Annotated in this window: 13 protein-coding genes; 1 reads left to right on the top strand and 12 read right to left on the bottom strand. The window is 44.5% G+C overall.

Translation table 11 applies throughout. The features are described 5' to 3' along the window. Window positions 1-17 precede the first annotated feature (17 nt). The 12 genes from JQM81_RS05230 to JQM81_RS05285 all read right to left on the bottom strand — a co-directional run bounded on the left by JQM81_RS05230 (window position 18) and on the right by JQM81_RS05285 (window position 16974). Window positions 18-944 carry a SpoIID/LytB domain-containing protein gene (locus JQM81_RS05230; RefSeq protein ID WP_235232483.1) on the bottom strand — a complete coding sequence of 309 codons (927 nt, stop codon included), beginning with the start codon at window positions 942-944 and terminating at the stop codon, window positions 18-20. Window positions 945-1017: 73 nt separating this feature from the next. Beyond that, complete coding sequence (locus JQM81_RS05235; protein ID WP_235232484.1) at window positions 1018-3504, bottom strand: glycogen/starch/alpha-glucan phosphorylase; 2487 nt, start codon at window positions 3502-3504, stop codon at window positions 1018-1020. 38 nt (window positions 3505-3542) lie between these two features. Next, window positions 3543-6707, bottom strand: a complete 3165-nt coding sequence (ileS, locus tag JQM81_RS05240; protein ID WP_235232485.1) for an isoleucine--tRNA ligase — start codon at window positions 6705-6707, stop codon at window positions 3543-3545. A 162-nt stretch (window positions 6708-6869) separates the two neighbouring features. Then, window positions 6870-7040: a hypothetical protein gene (locus tag JQM81_RS05245; RefSeq protein WP_235232486.1), complete on the bottom strand. Its 171-nt coding sequence runs from the start codon at window positions 7038-7040 to the stop codon at window positions 6870-6872. 202 nt (window positions 7041-7242) lie between these two features. After that, a complete protein-coding gene (locus tag JQM81_RS05250) occupies window positions 7243-8667 on the bottom strand; it encodes a D-alanyl-D-alanine carboxypeptidase family protein (RefSeq protein WP_235232487.1) in 1425 nt (474 codons plus the stop codon). A gap of 319 nt (window positions 8668-8986) precedes the next feature. Further along, window positions 8987-9925: an LCP family protein gene (locus JQM81_RS05255; RefSeq protein ID WP_235232488.1), complete on the bottom strand. Its 939-nt coding sequence runs from the start codon at window positions 9923-9925 to the stop codon at window positions 8987-8989. A gap of 13 nt (window positions 9926-9938) precedes the next feature. Further along, window positions 9939-11432 (bottom strand): polysaccharide biosynthesis tyrosine autokinase, encoded by a 1494-nt coding sequence (locus tag JQM81_RS05260; RefSeq protein ID WP_235232489.1) that lies wholly within the window; start codon window positions 11430-11432, stop codon window positions 9939-9941. A gap of 5 nt (window positions 11433-11437) precedes the next feature. Then, complete coding sequence (locus JQM81_RS05265) at window positions 11438-12898, bottom strand: polysaccharide biosynthesis tyrosine autokinase (protein ID WP_235232490.1); 1461 nt, start codon at window positions 12896-12898, stop codon at window positions 11438-11440. A gap of 1 nt (window position 12899) precedes the next feature. Next, window positions 12900-13772 (bottom strand): DUF5011 domain-containing protein, encoded by an 873-nt coding sequence (locus tag JQM81_RS05270; protein WP_235232491.1) that lies wholly within the window; start codon window positions 13770-13772, stop codon window positions 12900-12902. 15 nt (window positions 13773-13787) lie between these two features. After that, window positions 13788-14549, bottom strand: coding sequence for a tyrosine-protein phosphatase (locus JQM81_RS05275; protein WP_235232492.1), 762 nt, complete (start codon window positions 14547-14549; stop codon window positions 13788-13790). Between the two features lie 69 nt (window positions 14550-14618). Next, window positions 14619-16403, bottom strand: a complete 1785-nt coding sequence (locus JQM81_RS05280) for an ABC transporter ATP-binding protein (protein WP_235232493.1) — start codon at window positions 16401-16403, stop codon at window positions 14619-14621. Window positions 16404-16428: 25 nt separating this feature from the next. Beyond that, window positions 16429-16974, bottom strand: a complete 546-nt coding sequence (locus JQM81_RS05285) for a S24/S26 family peptidase (RefSeq protein ID WP_235232494.1) — start codon at window positions 16972-16974, stop codon at window positions 16429-16431. 165 nt (window positions 16975-17139) lie between these two features. Here JQM81_RS05285 and JQM81_RS05290 point away from each other — a divergent pair, with 165 nt between their 5' ends. Further along, complete coding sequence (locus JQM81_RS05290) at window positions 17140-17544, top strand: hypothetical protein (protein WP_235232495.1); 405 nt, start codon at window positions 17140-17142, stop codon at window positions 17542-17544. Window positions 17545-17598 lie beyond the last annotated feature (54 nt).

Here is a 17598-nt window from a genome sequence, read left to right on the forward strand (position 1 = left end):
GCCAGATCGCGATGGTCTTATTCTGTATCCAGTAATATTTCTGCGACTTCTTTGATTTCGGTTCCTTCAAAAAAATATTGCAGAATCTCTTCATATGCTTTGCCGTTTTTTGCCATTTGATTAGCTTCATACTGGCTTAACCCCAGCCCATGACCGATCCCTCTAGTCGTGATCCGAATCTGTCCGTTGCAGCGCTGTAAGGTAAAGCATCCCGAAGCCAACTTGTATGTATTGCGAAATTCTTCTCCGCTGACATTCTCCTGTCCGACACGGACATTCAACACATATCCTGCGGTATCAGTTGCCGTGATTTCTGCGTCCATATCATCTACTGTCACCGTCTGCAGCTGCTTCTCGGCTTCGATATCGTCCGGGCATTCTACGATCTTAAGGTAAGGATAATCTTCACTTTCCAATACCTCTTTGGCATCACGAGTCCAGCCATTACTCAGCCGGAAAAATGGTGTCAGTGCCAGTGTATCTCCGTAATTGAGCACCTGCCCTTCGGTCTCACTCCAGACTTTCTCAAGCTTATGATAATATTTCGAATATTTACCACCCCATGCCTTTTCCATCTGCTTTTGTGTCCAGAAGTCACCTTCCAATACCGTATCGCTTCCCGACTCATTAATCTTCTTATAGACATCCGTCCGTACCAGAATCGCCTGTGCCTTTAATGCCTCTTCTTCATAAGATGCCGGGATCTCTTTTGCTAACATTCCCACACAATATTCCTCAATCGGCATCTCCACTACGGTTCCTGCTGCAGCATCCCCACCGGCAGCTTCATCCCCTGAAGCATCCGCCACCCTTACTTTCACATACGTCTCATCCACATGCGAGTAAGAAGTAATGCTTGGCCCATTCAGGAACACCGTGACCACGTATGGCAGTAATATAATAATGATGACATAACATCCGAATTTTTTGAACTTTGCTCGCATAAAAATACCCTCCCATACACTGTATGGAAGGGCCGTATATTTTATTCTATTTTTTCACGATTTGAACATCTTATTAATACTCAGGAACCTCATTATTCACTTCAACAGTCACCTTATCCAGTTTCCAGATATCATCCACATATTCCTGAATGGTTCTGTCAGAAGAGAATTTACCACAGCAAGCAGTATTCAGAAGAGCCATCTTCGCCCATCTTTCCTTGTCTTCGTAAGCTGCTCCTACCTTCTCCTGTGCCTCTGCATAAGCGCGGAAATCTTTCAGGATGAAGTACATATCTGCACGGTTGCCGCCCCTAGTGTTCAGAAGAGAATTGTACAGATCACGGTACATCTCTGTGTCGCCATTTGAGTAGGTTCCATTTACCAGCTGGTCAACGACTTTGCGCACATCTGGATCGTTGTTATAGATATCCCATGGATTATAGCCGCCATTCTGCTCATAGTTAATGACTTCGTCTGAACTCAGACCGAAGATAAATGCATTTTCAATTCCGACTTCTTCCACGATCTCTACGTTTGCACCGTCCATAGTTCCAAGAGTCGGAGCACCATTTAACATGAACTTCATATTACCAGTACCAGATGCTTCTTTGGAAGCCGTTGAGATCTGCTCGCTGACATCTGCTGCCGCGAAGATCATCTCTGCATTGGATACACGGTAATCCTCGATAAATACAACTTTAATCTTACCGTTGATGCTGCGGTCATTATTGATGACATCTGCAACGGAATTGATCAGCTTAATAATCTGTTTTGCACGGATGTATCCTGCAGATGCTTTGGCACCAAAGATAAATGTTCTTGGGAAGAAATGTTTCTCTGGATGCTCTTTGATCTGATTATACAGATACATAACATGCATAATATTCAACAGCTGACGTTTGTATTCGTGGAGACGTTTTACCTGTACGTCAAAGATAGATCTTGGATCCACTTCGATTCCGTTGTGCTCCAGAATATATTTTGCCAGACGCTCTTTGTTCTTATACTTAATATCCATGAATTCCTGACAAGCCTTCGGATCGTCGGCCAACGGCTTCAGTCCACTCATCAGAGACAGGTCTGTAATCCAGTCCTTGGTTCCAAGCTTCTCGGTTACCCAGTCAGCAAGAAGCGGGTTACCATGCATCAGGAAACGTCTCTGCGTGATACCATTTGTCTTGTTGTTGAACTTCTGTGGCATCATCTGGTAGAAATCTTTTAATTCCTGTTTCTTCAGAATCTCTGTGTGAAGTCTTGCCACACCGTTGACAGAGTAACCGGCAACGATTGCAAGATGAGCCATTTTCACCTGACCGTCTCTTAAGATTGCCATACTCTTAACCTTATTCTCATCACCCGGATACATTGCACGGATCTGCTCAATAAAGCGGCGGTCGATCTCCTGAATGATCTGGTATACACGAGGAAGCAGTCTTGAGAACAAGTCGATCGGCCATTTCTCCAGAGCCTCTGCCATAATGGTATGGTTGGTGTATGCACAGACTTTTGTGGTGATCTCCCATGCTTCATCCCATCCCAGATTCTCTTCATCCAGCAGGATACGCATTAACTCTGCAACTGCAACGGTTGGATGTGTATCGTTCATCTGCACGGTCATCTTCTCATATAACTTGTGAATGTCGTCATGTTTTCTCTTATATTTTGCAACTGCTGCCTGAAGACTTGCAGATACGAAGAAATACTGCTGTTTCAGTCTCAGCTCTTTTCCTGCATAATGATTATCATTTGGATACAGGACCTCTACAATATTCTTTGCCAGGTTCTGCTGCTCTACTGCCTTGTGATAATCTCCACGGTCAAATGACTCCAGCTGGAAGTCTACGATCGGCTCTGCATCCCAGATACGTAAGGTGTTAACCACATGATTATTGTATCCTACGATTGGATAATCATATGGAACCGCCATAACAGATTCGTAGTTTTCCTGTTTAAAGCGAATATCCCCAGTCTGATTGTCGTACTCAACACGGATATTTCCGCCAAAGCGAACTTCCTTGGCATATTCTGGTCTTCTTAATTCAAACGGATTGCCGTCTTTCAGCCAGTTATCCGGTGTCTCTACCTGATAACCATTTTCAATCTTCTGTTTGAACATTCCATAACGATAACGGATACCACAGCCATATGCTGCATATCCCAAAGATGCAAGTGAATCCAAGAAGCAGGCTGCCAGACGTCCCAGACCGCCATTACCAAGTGCCGGATCCGGCTCCTGATCTTCGATGGCATTGAGGTCAATTCCCATCTCGTCCAATGCTTCTTTTACTTCTGTATACGCTGTCATATTAATCAGGTTATTGCCAAGTGCCCTTCCTAACAAGAACTCCATAGACATGTAATATACGATCTTCGGATCATCTTTGTCATACTGTCTCTGCGTTGCGATCCAGTCATCAATAATTGCTTCTTTTACTGCATAAGATACTGCCTGGAATAACTGTTGAGGCGTCGCTTCTTTCACGGTTTTACGAAACAGATGCTTTACGTTGCTTTCCACTTCTTTCTTAAATGCTTCTTTCTCAAATCTTGGATTATACATATTTAACTTCCCTTCCTATTCTCAGACACAGAGAGCAATTATTTTCTCTCTACACCGAGTGTTACCTTTTCACCGTTGATCTTCCACTCTTTTACATAACCTGCAGGTGCCGCTTTCTCCACCTTCAGTGCAAGAGTCTCGTCTCCGATGGTCTCTGCATTTGCTGCAAATACTGCCTCAGCCTTCTCTGTTCCTTCATAAGTGATCTCAATCTTATCCATCACTTCAAAGCCAGCTTCCTTACGCATGGTCTGTACTTTACTGATGATCTCACGTACAAATCCTTCTTCCAGAAGCTCTTCTGACAGATTCGTATCCAGAACCACTGTGATACCATTATCATTTTCAGATACATAGCCTTCCATCTGAGCGCTTTCAATCAACAGATCTTCACGGAACAGTGTAATCTCCTGTCCGTTAATATCTAACTTCAGGGCATCTGTAGCATTCAACTCATCCATTGCTGCATTTCCGTCGATCGTACCGAGCGCTGCCTTAATGCCTCCTAACATTTTACCATATTTTGGTCCCACTGTCTTTAGTTGAGGTTTGAAAGAATATGACGTAAAATCACGGACTTCTTGTGTAAATGTCATAGTTTTTACGTTCAATTCGTCTTCTACGATCTCCTGATAGAATTCTGGAAGCTCAAAAGATGCCTTCACATACATCTGTCCGATTGGCTGACGGTTCTTGATGTTTGCAGTATTTCTGCAGGCACGTCCCATCACTACCAGCTTCAGGACTTTATCCATGTTAGACTCCAGTTCCTCATCGATATAAGCATCATTTGCAACCGGGAAGTCACACAGGTGAATACTTTCTGGCGCATCCTGATCAATGCTTCTTACCAGATTCTGGTAGATATCTTCCGTCATGAACGGAATCATCGGAGCTGCAGCCTTGCAGACTTCTACAAGTGCTGTGTACAGAGTCATGTAGGCATTGATCTTATCCTGCTCCATTCCCTTTGCCCAGAAACGCTCACGGCTTCTTCTTACATACCAGTTACTCATATCATCCACAAAATCCTGCAATGCTCTTGCTGCTTCCGGGATCCTGTAATTGCCAAGATCATCGTCTACTTCTTTGATCAAAGTATTCAGCTTGGACAGTAACCATTTATCCATAACGGATAATTTATCATATTCCAATGCATACTTGGTTGCATCAAACTCATCAATATTCGCATACAGTACGAAGAAAGCATAAGTATTCCACAGAGTTCCCATGAATTTGCGCTGTCCTTCGGTTACTGCTTTTCCGTGGAAACGATTTGGCAGCCACGGAGCACTATTTACATAGAAATACCAACGAATCGCATCTGCACCGTATTTCTCCAGTGCGTCAAATGGATCCACCGCATTTCCCTTGGACTTACTCATCTTCTGTCCATTCTCATCCTGCACATGGCCCAGAACGATAACGTTCTTATATGGCGCCTTGTTGAAGATCAGAGTAGAGATTGCCAGCAGAGAATAGAACCATCCACGGGTCTGGTCTACCGCTTCAGAAATAAAATCTGCCGGGAACTGCTTCTCGAACAATTCCTGATTCTCAAATGGATAGTGGTGCTGGGCAAATGGCATAGAACCAGAGTCGAACCAGCAGTCGATAACCTCTGGAACACGATGCATTTCCTTACCGCAGATCGGACACTTGATCGTCACTTCATCAATATATGGGCGGTGCAGCTCGATATCATCCGGGCAGTTGTCAGACATTTCCTTCAATTCCGCAATGCTGCCGATGGAATGCTGATGTCCACACTCACACTCCCAGATATTCAGCGGAGTTCCCCAGTAACGGTTACGGCTGATACCCCAGTCCTGAACATTTTCCAGCCAGTCGCCAAAACGGCCCTTACCGATACTTTCCGGGATCCAGTTGATGGTATTATTATTCGCGATCAGATCGTCCTTAACATCCGTCATCTTGATGAACCAGGATTCGCGAGCGTAATAGATCAGCGGAGTATCACATCTCCAGCAGTGTGGATAACTATGCTCGAACTTCGGAGCATCGAACAACAGTCCTCTTGCTTCCAGATCCTTCAACACTTCCGGATCAGCCTTCTTCACAAATAATCCGGCAAATGGAGTCGTCTCTCCCATATTACCCTTCTCATCAACCAGCTGAACAAACGGCATGTCATACTTGCGTCCGACCTTGGCATCGTCTTCACCAAATGCAGGTGCGATATGAACCACACCAGTACCATCTGTCAATGTTACATAAGAATCACAGGTAATAAAGAACGCTTTCTTATTCTGCTTCGCTGCACAGTCATAAGCACACTGATACAACGGCTCATACTCCTTGTACTCCAGGTTCTTTCCTTTATAAGTCTCAAGGACTTCATAATCAGCGGTTCCCTCAGCAGCGCCAGACTTCTCCGCCAGACCGCCAAGAACCGTATCAAGCAGTGCTCCGGCCATGTAATATACATAACCATCCGCAGCCTTTACCTTCACATACTCCTCATCCGGGTTCACACAGAGACCGATATTAGACGGCAATGTCCAAGGCGTCGTCGTCCATGCCAGAAAATAAGCATCCTCGCCAATGACCTTGAAACGAACGATCGCAGAACGCTCCTTAACATCCTTATATCCCTGCGCAACTTCCTGCGCAGACAGCGGAGTTCCACAACGCGGGCAGTAAGGCACGATCTTGAATCCCTTATACAGAAGCCCCTTGTCCCAGATCTTCTTTAATGCCCACCATTCAGACTCAATAAAGTTATTATCATACGTAACATACGGATTCTCCATATCCGCCCAGAAACCAACAGTACCTGAGAAATCCTCCCACATACCCTTGTATTTCCATACACTCTCTTTACATCTCTTAATAAATGGCTCCAGACCATACTCCTCGATCTGGTCCTTGCCATCCAGGCCAAGAGCCTTCTCAACCTCCAGCTCAACCGGCAGACCGTGGGTATCCCATCCAGCCTTACGCGGAACCTCATAACCCTTCATCGTACGATATCTCGGGATCATATCCTTGATAACACGCGTCAGCACATGCCCGATGTGCGGCTTACCATTCGCAGTCGGAGGACCATCATAGAACATGTAGATCTCGTTCCCCTCACGCTCCTTCATACTCTTCTCAAAGATGTGATTCTCCTCCCAGAACTTCTCAGTAGCCTTCTCCCTGTCCACAAAATTCAAATCTGTAGAAACCTTCTTATACATAATAACCTCCTTGGGGACGTAGTACTTTTGCAAAGTACTACGTCCCAAAATAAAAAATGTGGTGTACCTAATTGAAATATGCCCTGTACCCAAAATGAATTTTTTCGTGGATATAGAACAAAAAAGCTTCCGTCCTGAATAGGACGAAAGCTGTACTTACGTTTATAAACCACCTAAACATACTATCATATGTCTTCTCTGTAACGGGCGAATCCCGGCAGCCTTTACTCGGTTCAACTTACCGCCTTTCAGGAACTGCAACTCGGAAGTGATATTCAGATATATTCTACTTGTATCAGGCTCCCACCATCCCCGATTCTCTGCATCGTTCAAATATAACCTACTGTCTTCGTCAACATTTTTCTCAATATGCGGTTTTATTATACTGAAAACCCCCTTGATTCGTCAAGGGATTTTTTCACAATGATTCTGCATATTTTTCGTCATATTGTATAAAGGGGACAGGGTAAATCGAAAAAGGGACAGGGATATTTTAATTTGGGACGGAGGAAAATGAAAAAACCCCCGTCCCAAATTACTTTCGTTTTCTGACGATCATGGTGCGTAAAAATACTGCAATCAGCACCAGTAATAAGATGCTGGCTACGAGGATGATGATTTTTTCGGTCAGGGACTTTTTGCCGAATTTCTCGACGAGCTTTTCCCACAGGTTTTTCTCATTATCCTCCGATTTTTCTTTTGTCTGCGCCCGCAGCTCTTTGACATCCTGCACTTTTTGGGCGTGTTCTGCCAGATAAGATTGGCTTAGCACAGCCCGGGCAGAGCCAACTACCTGATCATCATAGCGATATTCTAATGTTGCTTCTGTACTTGTCCCGCCATCTGGAATAATCTCCATATCCAAGTCTGTGAATTCCACACCGTTCGGCACCACGACATATCCACTGCATTCATCCACATCTTCTGATGTTTCATTCTCTTCCACGGAGATCTTCTGGAAGTTGGCAAATGCATAATCGAAGAGATTTCTTGTATCGGGGTATATATTTGCCCCATGGGTGCGCAGCACGACGCACACCAACTGTAAGTTGCCGTTATCCGCCATGGTAATCAGCGTAGACAGCGCATCGGATGTGTATCCGGTCTTTCCACCAATCGCATATTCATAATAATTCGAGTTCCCTGGAATCAACATCTTATGCTTCTGCTGGAAGACGTGCTGCTCCGTGGTCTCTGATTCAGAAATCTCGTAATTCAAAGTCTGTACAATACTGAAGAATTCTGGATACTTGAACAACTCTCTTCCAATCAGTGCCATGTCCCTCGCACAGGTATAATGATTCGGGTCGTGCAGCCCATTAGTGTTCACAAAATTCGAATTCTCTCCGCCCAGTTCCTTACACCGGGTATTCATCTGTTCCAGGAACCAGTTATAATCATATCCGGCATTGATTCCCACACTTTCTCCCACCGCATAAGCCGCCTCATTGGCTGATGCAAGCAAAGTAGCGTGCAATGCCTGATCCAGCGAGATAATGTTGCCTTCTTTCAAGCCCACCGAAGAATCTCCCGGCTGCAGAAATGCTACGCTGTCATGGGAAAATGTTACCGTATCCGTCAGTTGCCCATTCTCCAACGCCACTAACGCAGTCAGCACTTTGGTGATACTTGCCGGATAGTGGTGATCGTCAATATTCTTCGCATACAAGATCGCTCCCGTCCCTACCTCCATCACAATCGCCGCCTCGCCGTAGGTTCCGGGTCCCTGAGGCCAGTTCTCCCACCCATTACTCTCAACCGGCATCGCATAGACTTGCTGCTGCAACTCCTGCTCCGCTTTTTCGGCTTTCTCCTGCTCCGTCAGCCCTTCGTCCCCTTCTTCTGCCATCTCTGTGGCCGATACCGTCAGGATCATTCCCGGACAGATTCCACCACATAAGATGACCGACAAGACGACCATCATCAAAAAGACTGCCAGGATCCGCCTGCCTCTTTTCATAGATATTTCCTCCGTACATTCCGAGCACCCTTTACAGAGCATGCTCTATATCTCTTACTCATTTTATCATATCTCCCTCTTTATTTCCATGTACAATGTTATGCACACTATGAACCAATGTTGATGCGCAACACAATACAAACGCGCAACACAATACAAATGCGCAACACAATACAAATGCGCAACACAATACAAATGCGCAATATGAATACACAAGATAACTCAACACCCACGCACCATACACAAAAAGGAGAGTACACGCCTCTCCTTTTATCACAAAACATATTCAAATCTTACCATTCACGCAACCATCCAGCGATTAATACAGCAATTCCTCCAGGAACTTCTTATTCGCATCAAAATCTATCTCCAATACTGCCATCCCCTCATAGGTGATATCCGTATAAGTTCCATCCTGCGGAAGACTTGCCTGCTGCATCTTCAGATTATCTACCGCCAGGACATCTTTGGCCATATCGTAGATCTCTGTCACGCTCATATTCGTCTCAACTTGATTCATGCAGTAATTGATCAGCGAGAGAATGGAGGAAGGATCTTTATCTTCCATTACTTTGCGGTATATTCCGTACATGACGCTGCGCTGCCTTCTCGTTCTCTCAAAATCACTTCCCAGTGTACGGTTTCTGGCATGTGCCAGTGCCTGAGAACCTGTCAGGATCACATCGCCGGACTGGATATTCGGCATACCGTTCTGACGATAATATTCTGCCTCTTCTTCAGAAATATATACCTTCACGCCGCCGATCTCGTCGATAATGCCAACCAGATTTTCAAAATTAATGGTAATATAATTCTGAATATCCAGATCATAGGTCTTATTAATGGTATTGATTGTAAGACCGACCCCTCCATATGCGTAGGTATGACCAAGTCTGCTCTTACCATAGCCATCAATATCTACCAGCGAATCTCGCAAGAAGGAAACCACCGTAGATTTATTTTCCTTTTTGTTAAATGAAACCAGCATCATACTGTCAGAACGTCCCATGTCTGAATTCGGATCTCTGGAATCGGTACCGACCAGCAGTACATTATACACCTGGTCATCCTTTTGATCTGCCTCTGCAATTTTTACAGACTTCGCCTTTGGATCCACCTCATCTGCAGGGACAATATCAACCGTATCTTTGTAGAATTTCCAGATAATAGAACCATAGACACCTACAATCAACAGTATCACTGCCAGTATGACAATTCCTATAATTTTCCGCTTTTTATGCTTTCTGAAAAACTTCATCTACAGTGCCTCCTTAATCCTTAATGACTCGTCCGTCTTGATCCTGTGTTCCTTTTTCTGCGTCCGTATAATTTCCATAATGACTCCGGCTTCCATAACGCCCATAGCCGCCATAACGCTTATATCCATAGCTGTAACCATACCCATATCCACGGCTTCTGCTTGAACTGTCACCGTTAAATACATAACCGATGATGTGGATGCCACTCATCGCAAGAGCCTGCACACCTTCTCGAATCTGCCTCATCTTCGTATGGTCATAACGTACCACATAGAGTGCTGCATCCACATATCGTGCAAGTACCGGGGCATCTGCCAGCAATCCCGACGGGGCCGTATCAAATATGACAACATCCGCCTGCTTAATCAATGCCTGAACCAACGCCCGCATGCTCTTTGAACTCAGAAGCTTCGTATTTCCTTCGTCATTCTCACCACCGTAGAGCACCTTCAGACTTCCATTTTGCACTTCTACATTTACCATAGCATCCTTAATGGCAACTTCCTTTTTCAGAACCGCTCCAAGCCCAGGGTGCTTCTCCTGTTCATTCATCACACCCGCAACAGATGGATTTCTCATATCACAATCCACAAGGATTACCTTCTTCCCCTGCTTCGCGATTGAGATAGCCAGATTCGCCGCAAGGGTCGTCTTACCTTCTCCTGGAATGGAACTGGTAATCAGAAGAGACTGGAAACCATTCTCCTCCATATCCCGCATTACCTTAATTCTTATTTTTCGGATTGCTTCCACATATCCTTGTGAGATTCTTTCATTCAACAGACTTAACGTATTGTGAAATGTCTCTTTCTTACGCTTCTTCACCCGAATATACGGAACACTTCCACAATCCATCAGATTCAATTGCTTTTTTAATTCTTTCTTGGACTTCACCGTTCTTCTCTGCAACACATAGAGAACCAGTATGACACATCCAATCAAAGCTCCTTTTAAAGCGCCTCTCTTATAGGAACCTCGAATTACCTCTGAACGCTTTGTATCTGACGGAATTCCCGTCTCATCCAACACGGTGAGTTGCGTCTTTCCCACAACAAACTCTGCTACCTGCGGATAATTGTCTAACACAGAGACCAGTGTATTATACGCCACCTGCGGGTCATCTGCCGTCACAGAGATTGTGAGCAGGTTGGTTCCCTCATCCGCCTCTGCGCTAATCGTACCTGGAAGGGCATTCACTCCCAGATCTTCCGCCACTACATCTTCCAGAACACCGCTGGTAAGAATGTACGGAAATATCTGTGCCATATCCTGCGCAGAACTTCCAGTGGTAGAATTCACCGATACCGTCGCCGACGCAACATATTGAGACACATAAGTAGTTGTAGCAGTAAAATAATTCTTCACTGCAAAAAACACAGTCAAAACTACGATCAGCCACCATAACTTACGCACTCCTTGACAAAAGTCAACCAGAAGTGACGTAAGATCCATCTTCTCAGGCGCTTCCCGAGATTCCTTTCCGGACATTGCTCTATAATCTTCCATATGCCTCAATTCCCTCTATTCTTATTATAATTCCCATAATGACCATATTGTCCATATCCATACTTGCCATAATAGCGTCCGACCGAGCTGTCTGCCACACTGGAAAATGTCTGGACTCCATTGAGCACAACACCCAGGATCTTCGTATGATTATCACGAAAATCATCCATAATATCATTGATATCTTCAGCCAGCATATAATTCTGTCTTACCACCATCAATACCGCATCTGCACACTGTGCAAATACCTGCGCATCTCCAAGGAGACCTGCTGGTGGAGTATCAATGATTACATAATCCGCATATTTTCTACATGCATTTATCAGCTTCGGAAGCTTATCTGTATGAAGAATCTCAGTGGAAGAAGAATAACAGTTTCTTCCGCCAAGGAAGAACAGATGCGGTCGTTCCCCTTTCATCAATATATCTGTCAGCACACCTGAACCTTTCAGGAATTCACCCAGCTCATTCTTCTCCTCAACCTTCAGATCAAAAATCAGGAACTGAGAAGGCCTGCGGATATCACCATCAACAAGGATTACCTTCTTCCCTTGCTCCGCAAGACTGATTGCAAGGTTCGCTGCCACCGTAGACTTTCCTTCATTCTCCGCGGCACTTGTAACCACCAGAACTTTGCGATCATCCTTCGCCATCTGATATTCCACTTTCGCCGCCAGCTTCTTGTAACTCTCTACAAACGGAAAACTTGCGATTGGATTATCAATCAGCGCAGCAGATTTCTTATGATGTACGAACTCCCGTAGCGTCTTGTATTTGAATTCATAGCTGATCGCTCCAAGACTTCTCGCATCCAGTTTTTTCTCGATCTCTTTCTCCTGCTTGACCGAATTCTGCATAAAGGATAAGAGTCCAAATAAGAGGATACACATTCCGGCTCCACCTAAGAATCCCTTCTTCATCTCTCTTCTCGTGTTCAATGGATTGGTCGATGCATAAGGCATCTTCGGTTCTTCCAGTACACTAAGGACTGCATTTCCCACTGTATAAATAGACACTTCTGAGTAGTGCTCCATGATCGTCCGGATAATATCTATGGAATCCTTCGCCGTGTCTGCTGTCACATTTAGCGTGAGCAGATTGGTCCCTTCCTTTACCTCCGTAGTAATCTTCGCATCTACTTCTTCCATTCCAAGATTCTCACAGATAATCTTCTCCATGACATTACTTTTTAATACCTTTTCAAAGGTCTGTGCCATACTGTATGCTGCTGAAAGATTACTGTAGGTATTATTACTTCCTTTGGAACCGACTACAAATGTAGCCGTCGTCGTATATTCCGGGACATACTGTACACTCGTTACTACATAGGTTAACATCGCTCCTGCAAGTGCTCCCAGAAGAATCACCCACCAATTCCTGAGAATATCCTGCACCAGAGTAAAAAGATCGACTCCCGAATCAACTGCTGCCGATATCTCGTCTCTATTTTTCTCATCTCTGCTCATTCTATTCTCCTTCCACAACCACATACAACTTGGTAACTGCAGTCACACCACTGTCACCTGTATAAGTAAATTCCACCGTATAGACACCTGGATTCTCATAATCTACATAAGATGCAATTCCGATTGCCTCCCTGGTTCCGGCAATCATAGCACCATCCGCTTCATAAGTATATTCCGTCCCATTTTTCTCAATTCCAATCAGGTAAGTTGCCGGATCAATGGGTTGATTCACCGTTGTATATGCGATATACTCTGACAAAAGCGGATACTCCTTATAACGCTCCTGACGGTCATCTGAATCCGTAATCGTCATCTCTGCCGCTACCGAGCACACATCTCCCGCACTGTTGCTGACCTGCAGAGTCACTGGAAATGTTCCTGCCTGTCCACTATAATAACTGTTATCCACAATCGTACGAATCTGATTGGTCAGATCCCCATCCAGACAATCCTCCGCGGACAGATACTCTGACATCGTTGTATCCGCCTGATCTGTACTGGAAAAACGCAGAGGCTTCAGCATGTGGATCTTCGGAGACGTATAATCTGTATATTCCACCGTCCGTTCCATAGTTGCCATATTATTGGCCTTGTCAAAGACCACATACGTCACGGTACGCTTATTATTAATAAAATGTGACATTGCAGAGATGCGAATAGAATCTGTAATATCCCCATCTTTATTATCCTTCGCCGTAACCCCCTTTAAGAGAGCCTCCTCCTGATCTGCCACACTGACGGACACCGTATCTTCCTTACACTGAATCTCTGGTGCCGTATGATCTTCCAACACTCTTAACTTCACCTGATATCCTGCAAACAGAATACACGACACGGCAAATATTATACATATGACTATTCTTAATCTTTTCATACTCTACTTCCTTATCTATATATCATACTCAGAAAACTCGATTGGTTTCCGTTTCAATATGGGACTATTACTGCAGATTCTCTCAGGATTGTGTTTGAACACAAGATCTGTACATCTCTTAGAATACTCCTCACACACTTCCTCATATGCATCCAACATATACGGTGTCCTCTGAAACGGACTGTGTGCATCACTTGCCACAACAGAGACCAGATTATGCTTAAGCATACGATAAGCTATCCTTTGTGCCTTTCTTCCGAATCTCCCCTGAAAACTCCCCTTATTCACTTGTATCACACATCCGCTCAGTCTCCACTGATACGCAATCTGCGGCCGATCCTGAATAAATTCATATCGCTCCGCATGTGCAACTACTGGCTTGGCACCTACCGCACACATCCTGCGCAGCAGATCCGTTGCAAAATCAGGATCTTCATCAAAAGAAAATTCCACCAACACATAGCGACTCTGATTGAGCGGCATAATCTTCCCATCCACAAGCAGATCCGGCAGATTATCCGTCGCAAAAGCCTCCATTCCCGGATACAGCCTAAGCGGAATCTTCTCCCTTGCCAACGCCTGTACACTATCCTGGAACACCTTGACATAAGCATCGCTAAAATAATTATCAAAAAGCCCCGGCAGATTACAGTGCGGCGTCGCCACCATAGCTTTCACGCCACTGTCTACCGCCATTCTCGCCATCTCAAGAGTATCGTATATATCCTCCGCCCCGTCATCTATACCTGGTAAAATATGCGCATGTATATCTATCATTTTATCATCCTTTATTCATGCAATAATGTGTAATTATATCACAAAATGCATTCTCTGTGTAAAAAACTACTAAAAATCCATCGCCATCTTTCCAGCTTCTTCCTCTGACAGTTCAGTGACCGTCGTTTCCATCACCCGGTATACCCGCTGACACATATTCAACACACTCGGCCGGTGCGTCGTCACAATACAAGTCTTGTTCGGCCGCTGACTGATAATATTTCTCAGCACCTGCCGTTCCGTCGTTACATCTAATGCAGACGTTGCTTCATCCAGCAGCAGGATCGGAGCATCCCGAAGCACTGCCCGTGCGATTGCAATCCTCTGAGCCTGTCCTTCCGAAAAGCCACGGCCTCTCTCACCGATATTACTATTGATCGTCTCCGGCATCTTTCCGACAAAATCCCATGCACAGGATACCTTCAACGCCTCAATAATCTCCTCATCCGTGGCATCTTCCTTCACCATCCGCATATTTTCCGCAATCGTCCCCGACAGAATTGTATTTCCCTGGGGAACATAGGCAAAGAGATGTCTCGTCTCCACATTCATCTCCACTTCACTTCCATCCAAGCCCCTGATGACCGCCTGTCCCGCTTCCGGACGAATCAATCCAAGGATCAGACGAATCATGGTTGTCTTACCTTCTCCAGACGGTCCTACCAAAGCCACGATCTCTCCCGGGCATGCCCGGAACGAAGACTTTGTAATTACCCGTGTTCCTTCCACATAGGAAAAATCCACATCCCGCATCCGCACTTCGAATCCATGCTCTGCAAGCGCATCCAGCTTACTGCTCTCCGCAATATGCACTTCCTTCGGAAGCTGTGCCAGCTCCCGGATACGGTGCGCAGATATAGAACTGTTTAAAAAGTTCGGAATAATCGAAATCACATTATTAAACGCAGAATTCAGGTTGCCTCTCTGCTGCAAGAACAATGTCATCGTTCCATACGTAATATCATGCGTCCACAGACGGAACAGACAGTAGCCAAATGCCGCATACTGCACGATCATTCCCATGATTGACATGAATACCCCTGTCTTAATAGAGAACATATTGTACTCCAGACTTACATCCTTATATTTGCGCTGCCATTCCCTCATCTTCTTCCCATATAAAGAAGAGATGCCAAAAGACTTGATCGTATCAAAATTATAAAAAGTCTCCACTTCGAACGTCATCATATCACTGTTCATCTCTTTGACTTTTCTTGCATACTCCCGCTGCTTCGAGATCAAAAACTTCGACATCAGAAGCATAATCGGCGCACTGGCAAATGCAAGCAGAGACATAATCTTATCATAATGCCAGATGACAACAAACGTAGCGATAAAATTATAGACTGCGATCACAATCGTCGGAAGCCAGCTAATGGCATTACTACTGATCGTACTCACATCACTGTTAAAACGGTTCAGCACATCTCCATTGCTGTACTTATTAATCTCCAGCCAGTCTGCATCTATAATCTTATCAAATATATCCGCCTGAATATCATTATTAATATAGATACTCAGCTTTGCTGACACACGATTGATCACATTGGAAAACACCAGACTGAACACCGCACTTCCCAGTGTGATCGCAATCATGATCCACAGCTTGCTCGTCTGATATCCGGTAATAATATCAATCATATACTTACTCGCCACACTGCTCACAAGCCCCATGGATGTACTGAATATACCAAGCAGCGTATAGAATATGATCGCACCCTTGTATCTCTTACTATAGGAAAATATCCATTTCCAATCATCAATGATCTCCGAAAATGTCCCATCCTTCCATCTCTTTATCAATATATCCAACGATTCAAAGGATATTCCTTTTCCACTTTGATTTTCTTCCATCTAATTCCTCCACGTATCAGAACTTCTATCTTCTTATCTTCGCGTACACGCTCATGATCATACGTCGTAACGGTATCATATGAAGCCACACATGCTCAAAAAACTCCCACCAGAAGTCTCCGGGCTCTATCCATCTGCCCTTTCTCTGCACCTTTGTCACAATTGCAAATATCTGTTCCCCAGGGACCGGCCCTTCTATGTCAATCTGCGCATCTCCAACGATATAATATCCTTCCGGACGCACCTTCCAGATCCGGTGCATCACATACTGCCCGCTCTTCCTCTGAAAAAATACAATATCCCCCTTACGAAGTTCCCGGTCCGGCTGCCGGAAATATACATAATCCCGTTCATGGATCAAGAACGGAGACATACTGCTGCCAGCCAACAGAAGGCTTACTTCCTTCCCCTCCTGCACCAGTTCCTTCAATACAGATAAATACTCCTGCGTATCAACTCTTCTCATGGATAACCTCCACTCTGCCATATGCTTATACAGAAGCATTGTAGCATAAATCGATACTTCTTGGCACAGATTTCTTGCAAATACACAGAAAATGCACAGATTCATTCTATTTTTCTCGTCGCAGCCATCAAAATATTCTTGACTTATCAAGCTTGAATGCATATAATTATAATCGAGAAATGAGTGTTAAAAGGTGCTTCGTAGTATAGCCAATACATTGTTCCTAATAAATACCTTGAGGTATTAGAATTTAGAGGGGGGTATGTGATAATGATAAAGAAGAAATGGGAAAAACCAAATGTTATAGTTCAGCAGTTTACACCTAATGAGTATGTGGCGGCGTGCGGTGATGAGAATAAGGTTTATAAGTTTGAATGCGACAAGTCTTCAAAGTATTTAAATACTGGAGGTATCGTCTATCTCGAGACGAATGGAGAACCTGGACTGCAAAGAATTGGGGCTAATCCAGACCATAGGTTGGGTAATTACTACCCATGTGGTAAGACACACGAGGCTCCGGTTAAGGATACTTTTAAGGAAGGTTACTTTATCCCCACCCTTTTGGCAGCTACAAGCTATAATGAGGACGTAATTGTATGGCAAGGGGATGATGGGCATAATATTCACTGTACTGGTGAGCTGGATATGAGTACATGGGAAACCACCAAATCCTAATTTTTTATTATCGTATCTGAATCGGTATAACCAATAATAAATAACATATAAGCG

It is taken from the genome of Faecalicatena contorta (genome assembly GCF_021531895.1).
Taxonomy (GTDB): domain Bacteria; phylum Bacillota; class Clostridia; order Lachnospirales; family Lachnospiraceae; genus JAFBIX01.

What these genes read in the sequence shown, in the direction of transcription:
- JQM81_RS05230 (WP_235232483.1), bottom strand. Translation starts at nt 944, where the DNA reads ATGCGAGCAAAGTTCAAAAAATTCGGATGTTATGTCATCATTATTATA.
- JQM81_RS05235 (WP_235232484.1), bottom strand. Translation starts at nt 3,504, where the DNA reads ATGTATAATCCAAGATTTGAGAAAGAAGCATTTAAGAAAGAAGTGGAA.
- ileS (WP_235232485.1), bottom strand. Translation starts at nt 6,707, where the DNA reads ATGTATAAGAAGGTTTCTACAGATTTGAATTTTGTGGACAGGGAGAAG.
- JQM81_RS05250 (WP_235232487.1), bottom strand. Translation starts at nt 8,667, where the DNA reads ATGAAAAGAGGCAGGCGGATCCTGGCAGTCTTTTTGATGATGGTCGTC.
- JQM81_RS05255 (WP_235232488.1), bottom strand. Translation starts at nt 9,925, where the DNA reads ATGAAGTTTTTCAGAAAGCATAAAAAGCGGAAAATTATAGGAATTGTC.
- JQM81_RS05260 (WP_235232489.1), bottom strand. Translation starts at nt 11,432, where the DNA reads ATGGAAGATTATAGAGCAATGTCCGGAAAGGAATCTCGGGAAGCGCCT.
- JQM81_RS05265 (WP_235232490.1), bottom strand. Translation starts at nt 12,898, where the DNA reads ATGAGCAGAGATGAGAAAAATAGAGACGAGATATCGGCAGCAGTTGAT.
- JQM81_RS05270 (WP_235232491.1), bottom strand. Translation starts at nt 13,772, where the DNA reads ATGAAAAGATTAAGAATAGTCATATGTATAATATTTGCCGTGTCGTGT.
- JQM81_RS05275 (WP_235232492.1), bottom strand. Translation starts at nt 14,549, where the DNA reads ATGATAGATATACATGCGCATATTTTACCAGGTATAGATGACGGGGCG.
- JQM81_RS05280 (WP_235232493.1), bottom strand. Translation starts at nt 16,403, where the DNA reads ATGGAAGAAAATCAAAGTGGAAAAGGAATATCCTTTGAATCGTTGGAT.
- JQM81_RS05285 (WP_235232494.1), bottom strand. Translation starts at nt 16,974, where the DNA reads ATGAATCTGTGCATTTTCTGTGTATTTGCAAGAAATCTGTGCCAAGAA.
- JQM81_RS05290 (WP_235232495.1), top strand. Translation starts at nt 17,140, where the DNA reads ATGATAAAGAAGAAATGGGAAAAACCAAATGTTATAGTTCAGCAGTTT.